General features: G+C 46.3%; 17 protein-coding genes and 1 pseudogene. 14 read left to right on the top strand and 4 right to left on the bottom strand.

Going from position 1 to position 20,901, the window contains the following annotated elements; translation table 11 throughout:
- Positions 1 to 36 precede the first annotated feature (36 nt).
- Positions 37 to 954, bottom strand: a complete 918-nt coding sequence (locus AC3RCL_RS24120; protein ID WP_492532464.1) for a DNA adenine methylase — start codon at positions 952 to 954, stop codon at positions 37 to 39.
- Positions 951 to 1,742 carry a hypothetical protein gene (locus tag AC3RCL_RS24115; RefSeq protein WP_492532462.1) on the bottom strand — a complete coding sequence of 264 codons (792 nt, stop codon included), beginning with the start codon at positions 1,740 to 1,742 and terminating at the stop codon, positions 951 to 953. Before AC3RCL_RS24115 ends, AC3RCL_RS24120 begins: the two co-directional genes overlap by 4 nt.
- Before the next feature lie 746 nt (positions 1,743 to 2,488).
- Between AC3RCL_RS24115 and AC3RCL_RS24110 the strand changes: the two genes are divergently transcribed.
- From AC3RCL_RS24110 to AC3RCL_RS24070, 9 genes are all read left to right on the top strand, one after another.
- Positions 2,489 to 3,130: a hypothetical protein gene (locus AC3RCL_RS24110; protein ID WP_492532460.1), complete on the top strand. Its 642-nt coding sequence runs from the start codon at positions 2,489 to 2,491 to the stop codon at positions 3,128 to 3,130.
- Positions 3,131 to 3,305: 175 nt separating this feature from the next.
- Positions 3,306 to 4,112, top strand: coding sequence for a hypothetical protein (locus tag AC3RCL_RS24105; protein WP_492532458.1), 807 nt, complete (start codon positions 3,306 to 3,308; stop codon positions 4,110 to 4,112).
- Between the two features lie 535 nt (positions 4,113 to 4,647).
- Positions 4,648 to 5,265: a recombinase family protein gene (locus AC3RCL_RS24100; protein WP_492532456.1), complete on the top strand. Its 618-nt coding sequence runs from the start codon at positions 4,648 to 4,650 to the stop codon at positions 5,263 to 5,265.
- Positions 5,266 to 5,708: 443 nt separating this feature from the next.
- Positions 5,709 to 5,927 (top strand): hypothetical protein, encoded by a 219-nt coding sequence (locus AC3RCL_RS24095; protein ID WP_492532454.1) that lies wholly within the window; start codon positions 5,709 to 5,711, stop codon positions 5,925 to 5,927.
- Between the two features lie 118 nt (positions 5,928 to 6,045).
- The gene (locus tag AC3RCL_RS24090; protein WP_492532452.1) at positions 6,046 to 7,779 is read left to right on the top strand and encodes a recombinase family protein; all 1,734 of its coding nucleotides are present in this window, start codon (positions 6,046 to 6,048) and stop codon (positions 7,777 to 7,779) included.
- Positions 7,780 to 7,966: 187 nt separating this feature from the next.
- The gene (locus AC3RCL_RS24085) at positions 7,967 to 8,710 is read left to right on the top strand and encodes a hypothetical protein (RefSeq protein ID WP_492532450.1); all 744 of its coding nucleotides are present in this window, start codon (positions 7,967 to 7,969) and stop codon (positions 8,708 to 8,710) included.
- Between the two features lie 9 nt (positions 8,711 to 8,719).
- Positions 8,720 to 9,247, top strand: coding sequence for a hypothetical protein (locus AC3RCL_RS24080; protein WP_492532448.1), 528 nt, complete (start codon positions 8,720 to 8,722; stop codon positions 9,245 to 9,247).
- Entirely contained in the window at positions 9,211 to 11,130 is a 1,920-nt protein-coding gene (locus AC3RCL_RS24075; RefSeq protein ID WP_492532446.1) for a DUF2326 domain-containing protein, read from the top strand. Before AC3RCL_RS24080 ends, AC3RCL_RS24075 begins: the two co-directional genes overlap by 37 nt.
- Positions 11,093 to 11,947 (top strand): hypothetical protein, encoded by an 855-nt coding sequence (locus AC3RCL_RS24070; protein WP_492532444.1) that lies wholly within the window; start codon positions 11,093 to 11,095, stop codon positions 11,945 to 11,947. Before AC3RCL_RS24075 ends, AC3RCL_RS24070 begins: the two co-directional genes overlap by 38 nt.
- A 248-nt stretch (positions 11,948 to 12,195) precedes the next feature.
- Here the strand turns inward: AC3RCL_RS24070 and AC3RCL_RS24065 are convergent, their stop codons facing one another.
- Together AC3RCL_RS24065 and AC3RCL_RS24060 are read right to left on the bottom strand one after the other, a co-directional pair.
- Positions 12,196 to 13,386 carry a YhgE/Pip domain-containing protein gene (locus tag AC3RCL_RS24065; RefSeq protein WP_492532442.1) on the bottom strand — a complete coding sequence of 397 codons (1,191 nt, stop codon included), beginning with the start codon at positions 13,384 to 13,386 and terminating at the stop codon, positions 12,196 to 12,198.
- 105 nt (positions 13,387 to 13,491) lie between these two features.
- Positions 13,492 to 14,109: a hypothetical protein gene (locus AC3RCL_RS24060; protein ID WP_492532440.1), complete on the bottom strand. Its 618-nt coding sequence runs from the start codon at positions 14,107 to 14,109 to the stop codon at positions 13,492 to 13,494.
- Between the two features lie 712 nt (positions 14,110 to 14,821).
- On the opposite strand from AC3RCL_RS24060, the gene AC3RCL_RS24055 reads away from it, so the two are divergent.
- From AC3RCL_RS24055 to AC3RCL_RS24035, 5 genes and pseudogenes are all read left to right on the top strand, one after another.
- The gene (locus tag AC3RCL_RS24055; RefSeq protein ID WP_096776245.1) at positions 14,822 to 15,973 is read left to right on the top strand and encodes a GntR family transcriptional regulator; all 1,152 of its coding nucleotides are present in this window, start codon (positions 14,822 to 14,824) and stop codon (positions 15,971 to 15,973) included.
- A 39-nt stretch (positions 15,974 to 16,012) separates the two neighbouring features.
- Positions 16,013 to 16,831, top strand: a complete 819-nt coding sequence (locus AC3RCL_RS24050; protein ID WP_192570873.1) for an MBL fold metallo-hydrolase — start codon at positions 16,013 to 16,015, stop codon at positions 16,829 to 16,831.
- A gap of 41 nt (positions 16,832 to 16,872) precedes the next feature.
- Positions 16,873 to 17,976 (top strand): extracellular solute-binding protein, encoded by a 1,104-nt coding sequence (locus AC3RCL_RS24045; protein WP_192570874.1) that lies wholly within the window; start codon positions 16,873 to 16,875, stop codon positions 17,974 to 17,976.
- Between the two features lie 87 nt (positions 17,977 to 18,063).
- Positions 18,064 to 19,093 (top strand): annotated as a pseudogene (locus tag AC3RCL_RS24040) (ABC transporter ATP-binding protein).
- Positions 19,090 to 20,799 (top strand): ABC transporter permease, encoded by a 1,710-nt coding sequence (locus tag AC3RCL_RS24035; RefSeq protein ID WP_492532437.1) that lies wholly within the window; start codon positions 19,090 to 19,092, stop codon positions 20,797 to 20,799. The pseudogene AC3RCL_RS24040 and the gene AC3RCL_RS24035 overlap by 4 nt, the downstream one beginning before the upstream one ends.
- The last annotated feature ends 102 nt before the right edge of the window (positions 20,800 to 20,901 follow it).

Raw genomic sequence — 20,901 nt, 5'->3', positions numbered from 1 at the left:
CGCTCCCTACTGGGCGAGAGCGGCGTTCCATCCGGCTTATTGTGGATCGGGTTCAGTCCCACAAATCCTGTCAACCAGTTCATCCGGAATCTCAAAATTGATCCAGAGATACTCATCTGCTTCGTTGCCTGAATCCAAGGTAGAAACTGTTTTCAAATAGAGTTTCGACCAGCCGTTCTCGACCAGGCGCTCGTAAATGGGATTGTCGTACCCGCTCAGCGCGATCTTGGCTTGGCGTATGGCAAGCAATCGGTCAACCATCCGTACATGTTTGGCGTCCGGCATATTCACTTCATAGTGACCCTCACCAATAGTCACACAGGGCGGGTACGGGGGGTCTAGGTAGATAAAGCAACCCTTCCAATCTCGCGGCTCTTCCAGCACTTGAATTGCATCTCGGTTGGTCACAGTCAGTCCCTTTGTTGACATATAGAACTTGTGCAAATTGTCAACTCGTTTCCTATAATTTTTTGACCAAGAGGGGTAGCGAACCTTCTTATAGTCAAGATTCTTAAAAGCAGCCCCCCAACTGTGCGTAGCAACGATGAAGGCACACGCCGCAGCGGCGAACAAGTCATACCCATCATCATTAAACCCGTTTTCCCGCATGTCTATCGCCCAGTAAAACACGTCTTCTCCTGCTCCTAATTGTTTAAGTATCGTCATCAAGTCAAGTAATAAATCATATTCAGAGAGGCAGTGGAAGAGCGCCGCTATCCCGGAATCGATTTCGTTGAAGACCCGGTTGCTCAAGCCAGTAGGGGGTAGGCTAAGTAATATCTTGCCGCTACCCCCGAATAGTTCGTGATACTGATTTAACTGATATTCGCGAAGCGCAAACTTGATAATGGGGACAATGATCTTGATTAGTTTTTGCTTCCCACCTATACGAGGGATCACGGATTCGGCGTGTTTCCGACCGGGATACAATTTGCGTTTAATGGGCTTTTTCATTGCATGGTTTCTCCCGTAGCCGCCGACTTCTTCAACCTGTCAAACAAGCCATCAATCCGCAAGAGATAAAAGCGGTCGTACTTACTCCCCTTTTGGGGACTAAGACGAATGTATGGTTTCAATCGACCTTCAGATTCTTGATCGAGCCAAATCAAGTGTCCTAATTCTTTCCATGAGCGGGCAACGCCTTTCAGCTTTTTGTTTTGCGAATCTTGCTTCACACCGAGAATATCGATCAGCGTCTCTGGGGCGATGGCGACTACATCCCGTCCATATTGACGAGTGTGTTCTTCCGAATTCAAGATGATGCCGGGATTCGCTGTGGTATAGTCATCCGTCTCCGACAAGGCATAGAGATCTAGATTTGCCAATACACTCTTGCAAACCGACTCATACATTCTTTGGCGGTCGACGTATTCAGAATCCGGTTTGATGACTTCATATAAATGGGCAATATTGGTGACATCATCTTCTATTCGCTTCTGCTTGACCCGTTCAAGCGTCTGCAGCAGATCCTCCACTTCCATCACACCGATGACATTGAGTTCATTCCTGATACGATCCCAGTTTTTTTCATTGCTCAGTTCGTCGATAAGATACGTGCGGAAACATGTTCCGTCGTTGAGTTTGGACTGGAGCCGGACAGCGTAGCTCATACCGTGGGTGGGGTGCTTCCCCCAGAACACGATGATGTCCCAGAGTTCATTCCATTTGGCTTGACGTGAAGCACGGGTACTCAATGCGTGGCGAGCGGCAGCGGTGAAATTCTCTTCATTGTGATTCTCCATTTCATTTCTCCCTCTCATTAAAATGTAAAATAATTACATTCCCGCACTTACACTTCGTGCGAGGTTGAGGAGAGTAAGTTTTTCCCGCCACATATACGAAAAATGAAAAATCACAAACAGCGCGTAACGGTCATAAATCCAGAAAAAGTTACAAACTCAGCGTCAGAATGTTACAAAAACCAATGATGATCATGCCCAAACAAGCTGGCACTTCGCCATTCCCGAGTCAGAGCAATGCCACGGCAGCTTACTTTTGCCGTTTAAACAGGAGGAATCCAATTCGCTGCAGACTTCCGTTAGGCGAGTAAAGGGAACCTCGCTGGATGGCAAGGTTGATTATTTGGGAGAAAGCCAATTCAATCGTGAATAGAGAGGGTCAAGCAACCGGAACCTTTGGGAGTCGGTTCTCTCGGCAGCCGCTTGTAGCGTGTGGGGTAATCGGTCGTTTACTGGGGGCAAGCTTCTCCTGTCTTGGAATAAAGCGGCTTACCTGCAGCAATCCTTCAATAGTGTGACTGCATTGACCACATCGGTCGATTTCACAAGACAAATGCCTTTAGCCCCCGACTGGAATGTCGAGGGCTGATTTCTTTTATGGATAATTGGAGTCGGTTTGTTCACCCGGAAAAGGTAAGTTAGCCGCAATTAATTTATACCGTTTGCGAACTGTGATCGTTTTTTATAGAGGCAGAACTATATTAGATTGCAATCAAATTTAAAGCTGATAGACGAGGAGGAACTTATTCATGAAGAAGCCGAGCACGATTCTAGGATTCGCTCATCACCTGAATTTCGGTCTGTCACCGCGTACTCCCACACAGATCGAAGCGCTTATGTTAATGAAGGCTTATGTTCTCGGCAGCATCGATTGGTGGGAAAAGAGAGTTCATCCTGCAGTGCTAGCCGAAGTGCTGGACGGCAAGGAGATCGTCGAGATCGCCAATCTGCTGAATTTGGAGAAGCGGCAAGTGGAAGCAATGATTTTTCGGGTAGACAATACCCTGCGCGGCAATTTTTCCGATGCGCTATTCCACTACTTGAGCGGCGATGCGCAGAGTGCTTTACAGAGCATGAGGGCGCTAGGGTTTTCACCGAATCGGCAATTGCCCGTTGAACTGTACGCCTATTTTCAGCCGTGTAAAGGGTCGTATGCATTGGAGGAGTGCGCGGCTGAATTCAACTATGTGGCTTCGGTATCGCTGGCGCATATGAAGAATACGCCGATAGGGGTTGATCGTGAAAAGGTCAATCATATTCTCGGTATCCTTCATTCGGATGACCCGAGCGATATGCCGGATCGGTTCCGATTAACACAACGCTTAGGAGAAGCCAACAGACCGTATGGTTGGGGTCATCCGGGTGAACCGTCAGCGGAGGAACAAGACTGAATTCCCGGACGGTAGCTGGCGGGTCGGGATGGGTAATCGACTCGGCTCGTCATCCAGCGTTAATTCTTCCGTCACGGTAAGGACTTGCAGCCCCTGTGGGGTAGAGGCTGGCTCTATCGCAGCCCTCCCCGTCATGGGCGATCTGGAACTATTAATAATGAAGGAGATGAACATCATGGCAGTCGATTCCCGTTACGATTATAGGGCAAGTAAATCGGTAACTCCGCAAGGCCAGGTAGTAACCCCGTTTTCCAAGCATGTTTCATCGATTGCTCAAAACATTGAAATCTGGGGTAAAGTAAATGTGCTGTCTCCGTTACAATGCATTCCGACGGATGGGGCATCGAAAATGCAGTTGCACATCTTGAAGCAGGAAGACGGCATGTCAGGTCATAGCCTTGCATCCCCCAATACGTTGCTGAAACAATATTGGCTCTGCAGTTCCATCTGCGTAGCCGAGGTAGACGGCAAGTTGCACTGGGTAAGCAAATCCGGTCTAGCGCTTTCGAGAGTCTTCCCGGATTTAGAAAGTAAATCGGAGCAAATGGGTTTCACGCATCGCCTGCAGGACGTCTATCCCACCGTTGCGGAGATCGAAAGCCGCCGCTTCAACGTGTTGCAGCTCCAAACGGGCGAGGCAGGATATCGCTTGGACGAGAAAACCATCCCGGCAGCAAACAAGTTGTTCCCGTATGCATTCCTATATCTTTTCGGAGATAGATTGTTGCGTTGCCTGCAGGAGAATAAGGGAGTGGTCGTCTCTTACCGGAAGTCGAGGAAAATTGAGAAAGTCCTGACCAGCTTGAACCCGGCGGTTCTCCAAGCCAAGTTTGATAGAGGTCAAGTGATGCGGTCGATCTCCCCGGAAAACTGGCACCGAGGCAGAATGGATTTGGGGGTTATATACTTGCCCGATCTATATTCTGGACAACTGACTCCCCTCCCGTTGCACAAGGTTGTCCATATCGGTACCCCGCATTAAAGGGGTATCTGGCTTCCCTCCCTGCTTCAATCGAGGCAGGGCTTTCTGTTGCCGCAGGGGTACCAATAACCTTCCTTCGTTTTGGAGCGGGATTCGTCCCGGATCGAAAAGGATTGATAATAATCGGTGTTAATCTTCCGAAGTTAACTTTACGCTACAACAGCGATAACTTTCAGTATCCCGGCTCATATCCGGCTTGCGCGGCGGTATTTCGCTCTTGCCGAAGGGGTACAGCCGCATTTGTTAATGTTAGCCCCCGTCGCTGTGCATGACCTTTTCGGGACACTCTGCGGTCATCGCCATACTGTCTCAAAAACTATAAATTTGGTGGCTTGAAAGCACAGTTGCTTTTCGAGGCTGCCTGAGACGGGAAATCCTCGTTTTTCAGTCCCAATTGCTTTCCCAATTCGATACCCAGCCCTTCTTCCCAAAAACGATGATGTCGGCACGAATTAGCATCAACTTTCTGATCACAGCTTTCCGACTCCCGAGGCTGATCTATATTCAGCATCACGGTTAGGGAGGTTATTTAGAAATGGAGAACAGCGGCGGAAAGACATTCGGCTATGTCCGGGTAAGCACCACGGAGCAGAACCCAGATCGGCAATACGACATGTTGAAGGCAAGGTTTTTGCTTGCGGAAGAAGACATCTTCATGGACGTCATGACGGGCGACCGCAGCGCGTACCTCAAGCGCGAAAACTTCCAACAATTGCTCCGGCAGCTTCGACCCGGCGATACAGTGGTCGTGGAATCACTTAGCCGATTGTCTCGATCCTCGCATGATCTGTTGACTCTTTTGACGGATTTTCAGAATAGGAACATCAATTTTGTCAGCTGCAAAGAAAGCATCGACATGAGTACAGTAACGGGCAGACTGGTCGTGGCGATCCTCGCAGCGCTTGCCGAGTTCGAACGGGAGAACCTGCGGGAGCGAATTCGTGAAGGACTGCAGAGCGCTAAGCAGCGAGGCCGTGTAGGTGGACGACCGCAGACCGATAACCGGAAACTGGGGAAGGCGATTCGTCTGTACGAGGCGAAGTCTCATTCCATATCTGAAATATGCCAAATCTGCGAGGTCACTAAATCGGTGTTGTACCGGGAGCTTAAGAAGCGCCGCGAGACAACCGAAACAATTTCTGCTGAAACTTAATAGGGAAAATCGATCAACAGCCACCGTTTGGGAGCTTCGCTGTAACAGGCGGAGCTTCCTTTCTTTTTGGCGAAGTTTCTTGCCGCTCTCATTTCCACACATTACTCCAAGATCGCCCCTCACCGTTCGACAATCGCTCCACTTCTTCCGAGCAGATCATTTAGGTTTTGGCGAGTTCTATAATTTTGAAGGTTAAGGAACGCCACCTCGAGTGGTTAGCGGCGATTGGAGGCTTAGGTGCGAAATTTTTTCATCTGAAGTCCGGTTCTACGCAAACTTGGTAACGTTTATGGCTTAAATCGCTCGTTCTGCTGATTTATCTCCGCAAAACTTTTTTTATTTCCATACGAGTTGAGATGCTTTTTCGGATATTTCACTAGACGCTCTTTATATCGGCTACGCAGCACGCTTGGTGCGCGAATCCGATGAGAGGTGCGATGTACATGAGTTTGCATGTTGGTGATGAGGCGACGCTGGCGGTAGGTGGTCAAGTCTACGAGAAAGTTTTGGAAAACGGGCAGCTTGTCGGTCTAAGGCGGTTAAACAAGGAATACGAAAGGTGGATCGTCATTAAGTTCTCGGACGATGTCCATGCGGAAACAGAACTGCTGCGACTCCTGAAAATTGAGTATATCCACCAACAGTCCCCCAACGCTCTTTAGATCGTTGGGTGAGGGGTAAGTTATGACTTTTTACTTGCACAAGGCGCAGGAAGATGGTAAGAAACACAACACGCTATGAAGTTGACAAAAACTTACATCGAAAGGATGGCAGGTAAAAATGGTTATTCCAGCCCAAGGAAATGTAAAGCGTGTAGCTACGTTGTTGCGAGTATCCACCAAAAAACAGGTGGATCAAGCGTTTGGGGCGAATCTCGATGAATCGCAGGAAGATATTCCGAGTCAACGGAAGTCGTGTATGGAATATATTGAGAGACAGCCCTGCTGGGAGTTTGTAAAAGAGTACAAAGAAGCGGGTGTTTCAGGTTTCAAGCTTTCAGAGTCCAAACGAGATGTGCTCCAAGATGTGAAGCGAGATGCAGAAAAAGGTTTATTTGATGTCTTGCTGGTGTTCAAGTTTGATCGTCTAGGTCGGTTAGATGACGAGACCCCCTTTGTGCTTCAGTGGTTTGTAAAGCAAGGAGTTGAAATGTGGTCGGTGGTAGAAGGTCAACAAAAAATGGAAGGCCAGATGGATAAGTTGGTTACGTACCTCACGTTCTGGCAAGCCAATACAGAAAGTGTCAACACTTCTATCCGGGTCAATGAAAAACATTCGCAAATGGTAAAGGATGGAGAATATCGAGGCGGCTCGGTTCCGTTCGGATATCGGACGGAGAGATCTGGAATATTTAATAAAAAGGGCAAGGAAATGTTGAAAGTGGTCATTGATCCTGAAGAGGCTGCTGTAGTCAAACAGGTGTTTGAACTGGCCGATCAAGAAGGCTATGGTCAACTCCGATTAGCGAAGTTTTTAAATGGAATGCGTATAAAAACCAAGCGTGGGGGTACGTGGGCATCGGCTATGGTGAACAAAATGCTGAGCAATCCGATGTATAAAGGCTATTACGTCTATGCGCAGGGTACTGAAAAGGAGGTTCTGTCCAAGGAGCAAATCTCGGAACTGGTCATTGTGGACGAGGATCAGTGGGGACGGGTGAAAAAAATGCGGGAAGAGCGTAGTCCGAAAAAAACCAAGAAGAATGGTCGTAAGTTGATTATGAGATCGACTAAAGGTTCCTTGCTTTTTGTCGGCATGATCGAATGTGGGACTTGTGGTAGCCCGCTGACGGCAACACCCAATAAGAAGATTGTTGTTAGTAAGAAGACAGGAGAAGAAAAAGCATATAAATCATGGAAGTATCGTTGTTCCGGCAAGGCGCAGCAGAAGGTAGAATGTAGCGGACGAACCTTACATTCACAAAAGATTATCGAAGGCATTGTTTTGGATGAGGTGTACAGCTACTTGGATCAACTTCTCACAGTCGACTTGACCAGCGAAATTGAGAATTTGAAAAGTAGAAATTCGGCTGATGAAGTCAAGGCGCTGACCAAGACAAAGCAGCAGTTGTCGAGAGCCGAACTGGAACTCAATAAATACCAGGAAGAAGTCCTCAAGGTAATCATGGGAGAGAGCACCTTTGACCGGGATATGCTCAGTGGTCTTATCAAGAAAAAAGAACTGGAAATCGTAGACCTCCGAGCAATGCGCGATAATATGGAACAGGAACTTGCAGCGAAGAAGGTGGAAAGGATCGAAATGGAGACGCTCCAGCAGTATATCCCGAAGTGGCGGGAAGTATTCGAAGCAACGACCTTTGAAAAAAAGAAGATGATGCTTAGCACGATCATCGGCGGTATTCGTGTCTTCAGCGATCGGGTTGAGGTAACATTCAAACTCCGTATCAGCCAGTTCATTGATGCGATGGGTCGAGCCGAGGCTAAAGGGGTAAGCTTGCCGGATGCCGCGCAGTATGGCAAAGTGTTGACGCATAACGCTGTAGCTGATAAATGAGCTCAAACTATGACATTTACGAATATTGTGCTTTTTATGTGAAAGACCCATGCCTTGATTCGGGCGTGGGTCATTTAATTTAGTATTTACCAATCGATGTTGGTATTTTGAAGGGAGGAAAAATGTAGGAGGTTGTCGAAGTCATACATAGAGACCATTACATTTGCACTAAAGGAAGTAGGTGTCTATGATGGCAATGTTGTTACCAAGTGAACCAGAAAAACAAAGAATTATCGATTCTGTTCATCAAATGAAGCCTTCATATGATCAAATAGAAAAAGTCTGTCGAGCAGTTATTGGTGAGCAACCAAATGATGTATATTCTCGTCATGCAACCACCATACAAGCTATAAGTTCAGTTGTTGACAGAGCAGCACAACTAGGGCTAACAGATAAGTTATTACCTGTGTTTAGAACAGTAATACTTGATAGTCCTATTGAAAGGTATTCTTCCGCTGTAAAACCGTTAGACATTGATTTGGCAACTCAATTTGGAAATATGTTTACTGCACTACTAGATGCCCTAGGGAGTATGAGTGAGGAAGAATTAGATAAATTCACAGCGGATATTGACACTGCCGACATGACTGATTTTAAGGACAAGATTGAAAATAGGGCGAAGTTCTCAAAAGATAAGCAAGAACTTGCCATGAGGAGTAGGACAGAAATCTCTGTACTGCAACGCATTGCGAAAAAGTTAGGTTATTCGCAATACAATAAACTAAAAAAGAAGGTAATGTACCTATACTTCCGTATCTGTAGTGAGTATCCGGCACATCAATATAATGCAGATTATCGCCTTGAACGCTTATTAGAACATCTATATGAACAATTACCACCCACTATTAGAGAGAAATTTGATGAGAGTTTGGATCATCTTACAGGAGTTATCTTTGATACAGCATATGATTGTTATATTTTTAATGATTGAAGGTGCGGCATGACGACAAAAAGAAATGTTAATCAAGAACTTGCTTTCTATGATATCGAAGATAGCAGTTTGTATAATGCATTTGTAATTCTTATGTTGTTGAGGTATATGCCCAGAAGCACGCTGAATCAGTTAGCTAGAGCTTGTTATCTCATACGGTTTACAAAAGTTCTATCAAGGTTACTTACAGGTGAAATGAGAGATCGGTTTTTAGCTGAAATTCGTGAATGGGAGTTTGGTAACTTGGACATGTTCTTGTCTCCGTACATAAATAGAAAATATGATGAACGTTTCATCAGGGGTATTAAAGAATTGTACGCTAAAGATCTAATCTCATTTGAGGATGAACATGTGGTTCAAATCGAATATGTGGAAATCCCTGTACATAATGACTTGTTTAAGTATTTAGACCATAAAGCAACTTATGCCGGCATGATTGTGTTGAATTCTAATATCAATGAATTAGATGAGCAAATAAATGAAATTGTGGGTGAAGAACAATGGCGAATCCTTTTTACATCAACAGGATTGCAGTAAATCCACCAATAGGTAAAGCAGATGTTACGTTTCGAGCGGGCTTAAATATTATACGAGCAGTTCTGACAGACGATATTAGCACGACTGAGCAAACAGAAGAAAGAGAACGGCCTGGGATACGGAATAGTGTAGGGAAGACCACATTTGTACATCTATTAGATTATGGGCTTGGGAAAACTACTTTTTTACCAAAAGATAAGAAGTATGGTCGATCAGTATTAAAGTCTCATGATCTTTTGTTGGAATTGAGACTTAACGGTGAGGAATATACTATTGAGCGAAATTTAGTAGACGGCGACATCTTGCAGCTGTATAAAGGTTGGGTTACTGATCAACTATTAATGGGTGAACAATTATCAAGTAAACCCTGTCCTTTGGATGATTATAAGGTTTTTTTGGAAGGGAATTTGTTTAATGGGTTAAACATCTTTGAAGGTAGCAAGTTTGTTTCCTATAGAGATGTGATGCAAATAATAGTCAGAGAGCAAGTCGGTGGATTTGAGTCTATCGATAAGGCTGGAAACTATTATGTGAATGCCGGAGTAAAGAGGAAACTATTGCAATTCCTTACTGGACAAGCCACCTCCGAAACGTTAAGTGTGGATAATAAAGTTGTTCAAGCTGAGGAATTGGAGAAAGAAGCAAAGAAAGCCCTTGATATTATCAAAAAATACGTTGACTATAAAGTCAATCATACAGAAGAACTTATTCGTTCGGAGCTGACGTCAGTAGAACAGGAGATAAGTGAAAATGAACAGGAGTCAGAGATTTTAAAGAAAAAACTTATTACGTTACAGGAAAGATCAGATGAACGCATAGAACAAAAAGAACTCTTGCTGAGACAAAGACAAGCACTGACTAAAGAAGTACAAGCGGTTCAGTGGCGTATCAATAGCTTTCAAGCAACCCTGAATGAAATAGACACAGAAAAAGAGCAAATAAATATTGCTTATCATGCTCATGATATTCTGGGTTCTCTTAAGTATGAAAAGTGCCCTGTTTGTTTAAAGCCAGTCACTGATGAACTATCTGTGGACGACGAGAAGGATAACGACAATACCGATACTATTGAAATTATGAAAAAAATCCTTTCAAATGAGAAACAAGATTTGATCCGATCTATTGAGGATATGACAAGGAAATTAATTGATATTAGATCACAATTACGGAGGATAGATGAAGGGATCGAAGTAATCAATGCTGAACTCACCATTGATGTGTCGGATATATTAACTTCAATTAACGAGCTTGAAAATAAGCGACAAAATCTTCTCGGGAAACAAATTGGGCTTCAGCAGGATTTGGACTTTTATAAGGATCATGAGGAATACAAACGGAAGCATGGTGTTGCGAAAGATCATCTAAGGAGTATGAAGGCAGAGAAAATTCAAATTCAGCAAAAGATGAAAGACAGTCTGGAGGGCTTGAAAACTTATTATCACGAGGCAGTCTCATATTTGTATTTTGCGAATCGGGTTGGTTCTTTTAACTTGAGTGAACGTGCGGGGAATTTTCAAGCGGAAATTAGATACCTTTTGTCTAGCGAAGGAAAAGATACTGGCGCGGCCGCGATTACTTTAGCAGTTATTGCATTTGATCTTGCTTTGCTTAAACTTGCAATTAAGCAAAACACACCCCATCCTAGACTATTGGTACACGACTCACCGAACATAAGAGATGTTGATCCGATTGTCTACAATAGGATTTTTACTTATGTGACAGATATATTAGAGAAACCCTTTTACGAGAATGAAAGCGACCCAGAATTTCAGTATATAATTACTACCATATTAATGCCTGAAGAGCTTGAAAAAGATCCATATATTAGATTGGAGCTAAGCAACAATGGTGATGAAGGGAAACTCTTTGAATTTACTTTTTGAAAGTGATTTCGCAAACCAACAGCGCTTAATCAATTATTTAAAGCAGTCTTTCACAGAAGAGGAAATTTATTCGTTGGGGCGATTAGTGGATATTGATAAAGATGACTATGTTGGAAAAGGTATGACTAAGCAGCAATTAGCTTCCGCTTTTGTTGAGTCACTTGTCCATAGATCGTTATTCGATAAATTGTTTATATTTCTTCAGTCTCCTGCATATAGTCGTCCAAGATTATATAGTGTTTTTTCCGACTTTGGCTTTAAGGAGCCTTTAGAAACCGAGCAACTTGTTGCGATTTCAAAACATTGTTTTGATTCCAATGCTGGCAATATTGAACACAGTTCTTTTTCAGAATGGCTGGAATATTGTAAAAAAAGAATGGTTCTGGTACTGGGTAAGGATAATACTCCAGAGGCATGGTCTAGGCTACAGAAGATTTGTGAATACCTAAGTGCCCTTGATTATTCTCCAATACTTATCAAGCAGCAACCTGAGATCGGGGTCATTACAAATGAAGAGAAAATGCTTGCATACGCTTCTATATCAAGGTTTATAGTTATCGAAAAATCCGAACCAGCAGGTCAGATAGATGAAGCTCATATCTGTGCAATAAATAGATTTGTAAGTGTGTGGCTTCGCGAGGAGGGTAAGGGTGATACATGGATGCAGGGGGATTACGAGGTAAGCTATAGTCATGTTAAGGGCTTTGAATACAATAATAGTCAATTGGAAGAGGTTATACGTACTGGGGTTGAGTGGGCTGAACATTATTTAACTAAGAAAGAAGAAACATTAAATACCCTCTACCCTTTTCGTTGAATTTAGGAATACAATATATTCACTGGCCCTGTGTAATGAAGGTTTATGGGGCTGTGAAAGTAACCACGACGGGAGAGCGCATCGCTGGCAGCGATGAGGTCAGGGGTTCGATCCCCCTAGGCTCCATAATAAGAAAACCCTTGATATTCAAGGGTTTTTTTGTTTTTTATAATTTTTTAATACTTCCCAGAAAATTTAATTATTACATGAGCGTAAAAAAAGGAAGTACAACGCATCGTTGATTGTTCTTACTTTATTGTATCGCCTGTAACAGAAGTAGGAGCGGCATCTGTCGCTCGATTTGCCTTAAATCCGGAAGAGAGCAGCAAGACCAAAAATCCACCGGCGACGCCCCACAAAATCAAGGCGTTTGAGTGAGCGGCGTCCAGTCCGCCGAAGTACATGACTTCCCGTAGCCCTCCTGCCGCGAAGCGCAGTGGCGTCCACGAATAGATCCAATCTTGCGTCGTCTGCGACAAGAACTCCGGAGCCATGTTCAGGAGCGGCACCGAGAAGAACATCAGCAGTACGAGCAGCGGTATTGCACGGAATCCGATCCAATTCAGCAAGGAAGATTGCAACAAGAAGAACGCCGATCCAGCCAACCATAAGAACAACCACGTCTCCCCCGCGTTCGCCAGTTCCATGCCGTACCACGACGAAGCCATCCATATGGTGAAGCATGAGGCTATGCCGACGATCGCAAGCCCCCCGATAGCTTGCAGCGCGCTGACTGTCCATCTCCTTGAACCCGCGGCGACCGCCTTCTGGCTAGCCAGGAGCAAGACGACTCCGGTCACCATGCTGCCGATCCATATAATCTGGGTAAACAAGCCCGGCGCATTTCCCGCCGCATTATTCACTCCCGGTGGATGCACGACTTCCTCTTGAACGTTCACCGGTGTCATTAAAGCTTTAGCCGTCTCAATGGGAATTTGTCCCGTTTGCTGTCCGATCTGCCCAAGCAGCTGCTGCAACAGTTCCCCATTGATCATGTTCATCGCTTGCCCCATTGCCTGTCTTACGACCATCGAGGCTTGGGTGTTCATACCCTCGTTGGAGATGATTCTCACATTAGGGTGAATCGGCGAGTGAGTCGCTAACGAGAGTAAACCGCTGCTCAGATTCGCAGGAATCACCATCGCTCCGTAATATTCGCGTTTATCCAGTCCATCCCGAGCCTTTTCCTCGGAATCCACGACATGCCAGACAAACGGCATTGCCGGGCTCGACAGCAACTTTTCCCGGATCATTTCCCCTACCGCAAACGTTTCTCCAGTCGGCAGCTCCGTCGGCTGGTCAAGGATAACGAGGGCCGCCGGGACCTCCTTTGGCTTCGATCCAAGCACCGATCCCATCATCGCTAACCCGAATACGGTCAACACGATCAGGACGAGCACCATGCCCAGCCACATCATTTTTTGTGTCAGCATCTTCATGATCCACTACTCCTTGTTCTTTATAATGAACATATGGTTGATTATCAACAGCAATGTTCATTTGTGAAGGGCAACCATATAATATGGCTGCATCACACGGTCACTTCATGGCAATGAACAAAAATAGCGTTGCTGCAGCAACGCTACTGTATCTTTTTGATTACAATATTGATTGCTCAAGTACATTCGGAAGCGCAAGACATCACCGCACTTACATTTCGGCGATGCCTTGCGATTTTGCCACACAAATTTCAAAATCCAGTGGCTTCGAAATTCCAGTTCACTAAGCGTTTCTGACCCATACTCAGCCAATGTCCTTTTCTCAGCATTGATCTCTCTGGCCCAGCTTACCAATTGTTCTCCGATACGTACCGCTTGAGATCTAATCTCTATACCGGCATGATCTTCAAGTTCCAATGATTTTAAGGGCAAAGAAGACAAGCGTCCGGAAATCGCCAAATTGGCTAATAGGCTATCTAAGAGTACTGTCGGATCGCTATTCACTGGTTCGCCCAGCTGAACCAGCATGGCCTCAAGCATTTTATCGAGTTCGATAACAATCTCTTTGGCTCGATATATGCCTGCAGGCAAATTCCAATCCATGTTCGAGTTGTCGCCCTGCCTGATGGAGTTGACTGGTTTGTTGTCAATAAGCCGCTCGATATCTATGGTTTCTCCCCAAACGATTTTCTTCTCTTTCAAAATAAGTTGATATTCCTTCATTTCTTAGCACCTCACCTATGTTTGTTTAACGACCGTGTGTCGCTCAATCAATTATGGATCGATCGTTCTGTATGTAAGGTTATCACCCTTACTAATTGGTGAACAGTACGCACTTTTTTGTGTGAACGGAACATTTTTGTGGGGTAGGATACATTTTGATACTTAGAAATGGATTAGATACAAAGACCGTAATAAATCAAATCAAGGAACCATCATTGAACTAACGGGAGAGGATGGGTTATATAGCCTTTTGAAGGCAGCCGGCGAACGTGATCATGACCCTATTGCTCATTCTGCAGCGGTTTAACCCCATACTGTGTATGCCTATCGTAAAATTCGGCCTACATTTCCATCGCTGGCAGCGATGAGGTCAGGGGTTCGATCCCCTTAGGCTTCATACGAAGAAAAAACCTAGAGAACTCAAGGCTTTTAGTTTTTTATCGGAAATTTGGACCGGGCAGGATTTACCCGGCTATGTAAAGCAAAAGCGTCCCACAAGTCTTTTTTCAAGGCTTGCGGGACGCTTTTTTTAACCTGTGCCAGAATAAATCACTGATATGTAATATGGGGTTCAGGAGATCGGATTTACGATTTAACATAGAATTTACGAGACTTTTACATATATATCATTGAATATGTCAGTGACATAAATTAACTTCAAATTAGATCCCTTGCGGATACGAGTCGACTCAACGATTAGAGGGATAATTTGATGAAAGATGCACGTTTGATGAAACAGAATCAATTATATCACCGGGTGGCTGATCAGGTAATCGAGATTATTCAGAGTCGTCGGCTGCGGCCGCATGATCCTGTTCCATCCGAAGGAGAGCTTGCCAAGTTATTTGGCGTGAGTCGAATGACGAGCAAGCTGGCGCTTCAAAAGCTGGCAGAGCAGGGACTGGTGTACCGCCTCCCCCGCAGAGGGACCTTCCTTGCCCAGCCGCAAGATGGATTGATGGTCCATGGAGGAACTTCACCCCAGGTCACCGAGGCGGCACCGAACGTGGAGAGGCCGTTCGGACAGATCGCGCTCATTATGCCTCATCTATCCGATTACACTTCCAGAATCATCGCCGCCGCCGAGGCTGAAGTGCGAAAGCACGGGTGCGACCTCATTTTAAAAATGACGAAGGACCGCGACGATGAGGATCTTTGTCTGGAAAGGCTGGCCGAAGGAGGGATCACCGGCATCATTCTGTTTCCTCAGGGGCGGAAGACCTGCAGCGATCAGGTGCTGCGACTAAAGCTGTGCAAACTGCCGCTGGTGATCATCGATCGTATTTTCCATGAAGTGGAGATCGATTGCGTGTATCACGACCACTATATGGGCTCTTATCAAATGACCAAGTATTTGATCGAGAAGGGGCACCGGGAGGTCGGATACACTTCGAACCCGATCGACAATATCACCAGCCGGAAGGAACGGTATCAAGGCTATATCCAAGCGCTGCTCGATCATAAAATTCCGGTGAAGATCCAGAACATTCATTTTCGAAGCGTCACTTGCGATACCAGCCGCATTAATGAGCTCGATCCGGAACAGGAGCGGTTTATTCAGGACAACCCCCGGATGACGGCCATCATGTGCGGGGATGACCATGTCGCCATCTCGACAATTCATACCGCATTGCAAATGGGGATTCCGGTTCCTGAAAAGCTGTCCATCGTCGGGTTCTCCGATATCCAGTTAGCGGCATATATTCCGACACCGCTTACGACGGTTCGACAAGATACCGAGAAGCTTGCCCGATCGGCCGTTGATTTGCTGATGAAGCGCGTTGGCAACTCCAACGAGAATCCCATCACCATTAAAATTCAAACATCGATAGTTGAACGGCAATCCGTTCAGTCCTGTACGTAAAATGGATCACTATCGTTTGCATGGCAAGGAGACATGACTTTGAAAATTCACTTTCTAGGAACCGCAGCCGCAGAGGGCTTCCCCAATGCATTTTGCCGCTGCGAGCATTGCAACAAAGCGCGGGAGCTTGGGGGAAAAAATATCCGCACACGAACTTCCGCCATCCTGGACGATGTCATCAAGTTTGACTATTCCCCGGATTCCTATATGCAGGCGCTGCGGGACAATATCGATCTGGGAGCAATCGAGCACCTGTTGGTCACGCATTCGCATATGGACCATTTCAATGCCGCTGATCTGGAATGCCGCAGGGAAGGGATTGCACACGGCCTCCAGCATCCGATGCACATTTATGGGAATGGTACCGTGATGCACCACACGCGTGCCGCCATCGGTCGCTTTGAAGGACAAAGGTATCAATTTCATCTGTTGCGCCCGTATGAGACCTTCGCTATGGGCGATGCAAAGGTAACGCCATTGTTGGCCGATCATGACCGGATGGAAACCTGTCTATTATACGTGATTGAAAAGGAAGGAAAAAAACTGCTCTACGGGCATGATTCGGGCTGGTTCCCGGATGCGACATGGGCATGGTTAAAGGGCAAAAGCCTGGATTGCGCCATCCTCGACTGCACGCATGGATATACGGGGAACTCCCGCGACCGCAATCATATGTGCGTGGAAACGGTGCTGGAAGCCCAGCGCGAGTTCCAAAAAGAAAATATCCTGAAGCCTGAAGGCCAAATCGTCGTCACACATTTTAGCCATAATTCCAAGCTGCTACATGAGGATTTTGTCCGCATCTTCAGCCCCGTCGGTATTTTGCCGGCATATGACGGGTTGATCATCAACATTTAAACCAAACAAAATGACACGATCAAAGGAGAGTTAAGGAAATCATGAGAAAACTTTCAATGGCGCTACTTCTCATTATGTGTGTGATTGTTTCGGCTTGCGGAGGCGGCAACAATGCCGGCAATGCTAACACGGGCACTTCGGAGGGGACACCGGCTCCGTCGGAATCGTCATCAAATGAACCAGCCCAGAATGAAAAGCTGATCGTGTACACCAATGCGAACTCGGATGGCCGCGGCGAATGGCTGGTGGAGAAAGCGAAAGGTGCCGGCTTTGACATCGAAATTGTCGGAGCGGGGGGCGCCGATCTGACGAACCGGTTGATTGCCGAGAAGAACAACCCGATCGCGGACGTTGTATACGGCTTGAACAATATGCTCTATGAGAATTTGAAAAAGGAAGACGCTCTGGCTAAGTTTGTACCAAGCTGGGCCGGAGATGTTGAGCAGGGCTTGAACGATCCGGAAGGCTACTATCATGGGCTTGTGAAGCAAGCGATTCTGCTTGGTTATAACCCGAACGAATTCACGGCCGATACTGCGCCAAAGGACTGGACGGACCTTTATAAGAACGATGCATATAAAGGGAAGTACGAAGCTCCTACGCTCCTTGGACAAAATACGCCTCGCCTTGTTGTAGCGGGCATTCTGACCCGTTTCCAGGATCCGAACGGCGATCTCGGCGTATCCGAGGAGGGCTGGAATGAAATTCAGCAATTGTATGACAACGGTGTCAGCGCAGTCGAGGGCGAAGACTTCTATGCCAATTTGGCCAGCGGTAAAACGCCGCTGGGAGCGCTCGTCTCCGGAACCCTGCAGCAGAAGGAAGAGCAATATAACGTGAAAGCAGGCATTGTCAGTCCGGAAATCGGCGTACCGATGGTCGTGGAGCATGCGGCGATCGTGAACGGAACGAAGAAGCAGGCAACGGCGGAGCGGTTCGTGGAATGGCTCGGATCCAGCGAAGTCCAAGGGGAATTTGCGGCTGAGTTCAATGCCATGCCGGCAAATACGAAGGCGGTTGAGCAAGCCAATGAGTCCGTCAAGGAGCTGTTTACTTCGTTAAAACCACAAGATTTCGATTGGGCCTTTATTGCCGAAAACATGGATCTGTGGGCGGAGAAAATCGAGTTGGAGATTATGCAATAAATAACGGAATGGAGTCAAGCCGGCTGCATATTGGGAACGCCAATATGCAGCCGTTCATTCAAGTACAACAAAAAGGAAGAGAATAATATGATTACATTCCAGAACGTTGACATTAAATTCGGAGAATTTCATGCGGTCAAAAACCTTAATTTGCATATTCGGGAAGGGGAATTCTTCACGTTCCTCGGTCCCTCGGGTTGTGGGAAGACGACGACCCTCCGCAGTCTGGTCGGGTTTATTATGCCTACGAGCGGACAGATCCTGCTGAAAGACGCCGACATTACCCGTTTGCCGATCGAAAAAAGAGAGATCGGAATGGTATTTCAAAGCTATGCGCTGTTTCCAACGATGAATGTGTATGAGAATATTGCTTTCGGCTTGCGAGTCAAGAAGTTTTCCAAGGCGGAAGTGGACCAGAAGGTAAAGGACATTGCCCGAAAGGTTGATTTGAAAGATGATCAGCTGTTCAAGAAGGTATCGGAACTATCCGGAGGCCAGCAGCAGCGCGTCGCGATTGCCAGGGCGCTGGTTTTGAAGCCGAGCATCTTGGTACTGGACGAACCTTTATCCAACTTGGACGCCAAGCTGCGGGTGCAGCTGCGCAATGAGCTGAAACAACTGCAGAAGAAATTCGGGATCACCACGATTTATGTCACGCACGACCAGGAAGAAGCGTTAACGCTGTCCGACCGGATTGGAGTATTCAATCATGGGGTCCTGGAGCAAGTGGGAACGCCCTTGGAAGTTTACAATCAATCGCAAACGGAGTTTGTGTGCAATTTCATAGGAGATATTAATCGGATCGATCCGCGGATGGTGGAGAACAGCCGGTTGAACGATGTTGTTCAGCCAGGGAATATCGCCTATATCCGCAATGAGAAGGTAAGCCTGCTGCCCCTGCAGGGAATCGATACGGTCGAACTTGAAAGGCAAGATCGCGGACCGGGAATTTTACGGTTTATACAGCAAGTACGTATTGGAGATTGCCGGCGGCGGACGGCTAAAGACCATCGAAATCGAAAGCCGGCTCGTCCATCATGAGGTCGGAGACGATGTGGACATCTACCTCCCGGTCCGCGATATTTTGCAATACCCGATGAAGGAGGGGGAAGCATGAATGCCCGGAACCTGAGCGCCCGGCTGGCTTCCGTAAATCCTCTTTCGATCCTTTTATACGGGTTGATTGCCTGGTTTGTCATTGCCTTTCTGATTTATCCGAACTTGAATATTTACGGCGAAATTTTCTTTAAGGACGGCAAATTTACGCTCCAAGCGGCAGAGAAGCTGTTTTCTTCCGAGCGCGCGATGAGAAGTTTATATAACAGCTTCATTCTCGCCTTTTCCCTTGTCATTACGGTAAATGTGGTGGGTATAACGCTGGTTTTGATTTCGGAATATTTCCATATCAAAGGCGCGAAATTTTTGCGGTTGGGTTATTTTACGACCTTGATTTACAGCGGAGTCGTGCTGGTGTCCGGCTATAAATTCGTTTATGGCGAAGAAGGGTTTATGACCAAGCTCCTGGTTCAATGGTTCCCTTCTTTTAATACGACATGGTTTCATGGCTACTGGGCGGTTCTATTCGTCATGACGTTCGCCTGCACGTCCAACCACTTCCTGTTCCTGAGCAATGCGATTCGCAAAATCGACTTCCAAACGGTGGAAGCCGCGAGAAATATGGGGGCGTCTACTTGGTATATCCTAAGGCGGGTCGTACTTCCGGTCCTGAAGCCTACGATCTATGCGTTGACGATCCTGACTTTTCTTACCGGCCTGGCTGCGACGTCCGCGCCGCTTATTCTCGGGGGGAAGGAATTCCAGACGATTACGCCGATGATTCTGACGTTCTCGAAAAGCATGACGTCAAGAGATTTGGCTGCGCTGCTGGCGCTTATTCTCGGAGTAGCCACACTGGTGTTGTTGACCGTGATGATCCGGTTCGAACGTAAAGGCAACTTCATGTCGGTCTCCAAAGTCAAATCGGAGCTGGTCAAACAAAAAATCCGCAGCAAATCCGGTAACATAGCCGCTCATATTCTGGCTTACGGCCTGTTTGTCCTCTACATCGTTCCGGTTGTGCTGATCATCATCTTTTCGTTCACCGATGCGGCCAGTATCTCTACCGCCACGTTGAATTTGAACAGCTTCACGTTGGATAATTACATTCAAGTGTTTTCATCCATGTCGGCATTCAAGCCTTATCTTGTGAGTATTCTATACGCCGCGGCAGCCTCGGTCATTGTCGTCGCATTGGCGCTGGCCGCGTCAAGGATATTGCATAAATATAAGAATAAGTGGGCGCTTGCCCTGGAATACGCATTGCTGATTCCGTGGATTCTGCCGTCGACGCTGATTGCGATCGGACTGATCGTAACCTTTAACACGCCGAAGCTGATGATCGGGAATACGGTATTGGTTGGCACGATCTGGATGCTTCTAATTGCTTATGTCATCATCCATATTCCTTTCACCCTGCGAATGGTCAAGGCCTCCTTCTTCAGCTTGGACAGCAATCTGGAAGATGCTGCAAGGAATTTGGGTGCCAAGCCGTTCTATACGTTCAGAAAAGTATTGCTGCCGATCATTCTACCGTCGACGCTAGCTGTTCTTGCCTTGAATTTCAACGGGATTTTGGCCGATTATGACGTTACCGTGTTCCTCTATCATCCTTTGTACCAGCCGTTAGGAATCGTCATCAAGAACAGCACGGATGCGCAGGCCCTCGCGGATACCAAAGCGTTGACCTTGGTTTATTCGGTGATATTGATGATCATGTCCTCCGTTACGTTATATTTCGTTTACGGAAGAAACAGCAGATCCTGAAGGTTTTCATTCCCTGAACACCGGCTTAGGTGAAAAATTCAAATACAAAGAAAAACTTAAGGCGGATCGGGATGACTTTTGTCCCATCCGCCTTTTTGATTT

It is taken from the genome of Paenibacillus sp. MT86 (assembly GCF_058792535.1).
This window is presented reverse-complemented; position numbering and strand designations above follow the sequence as displayed.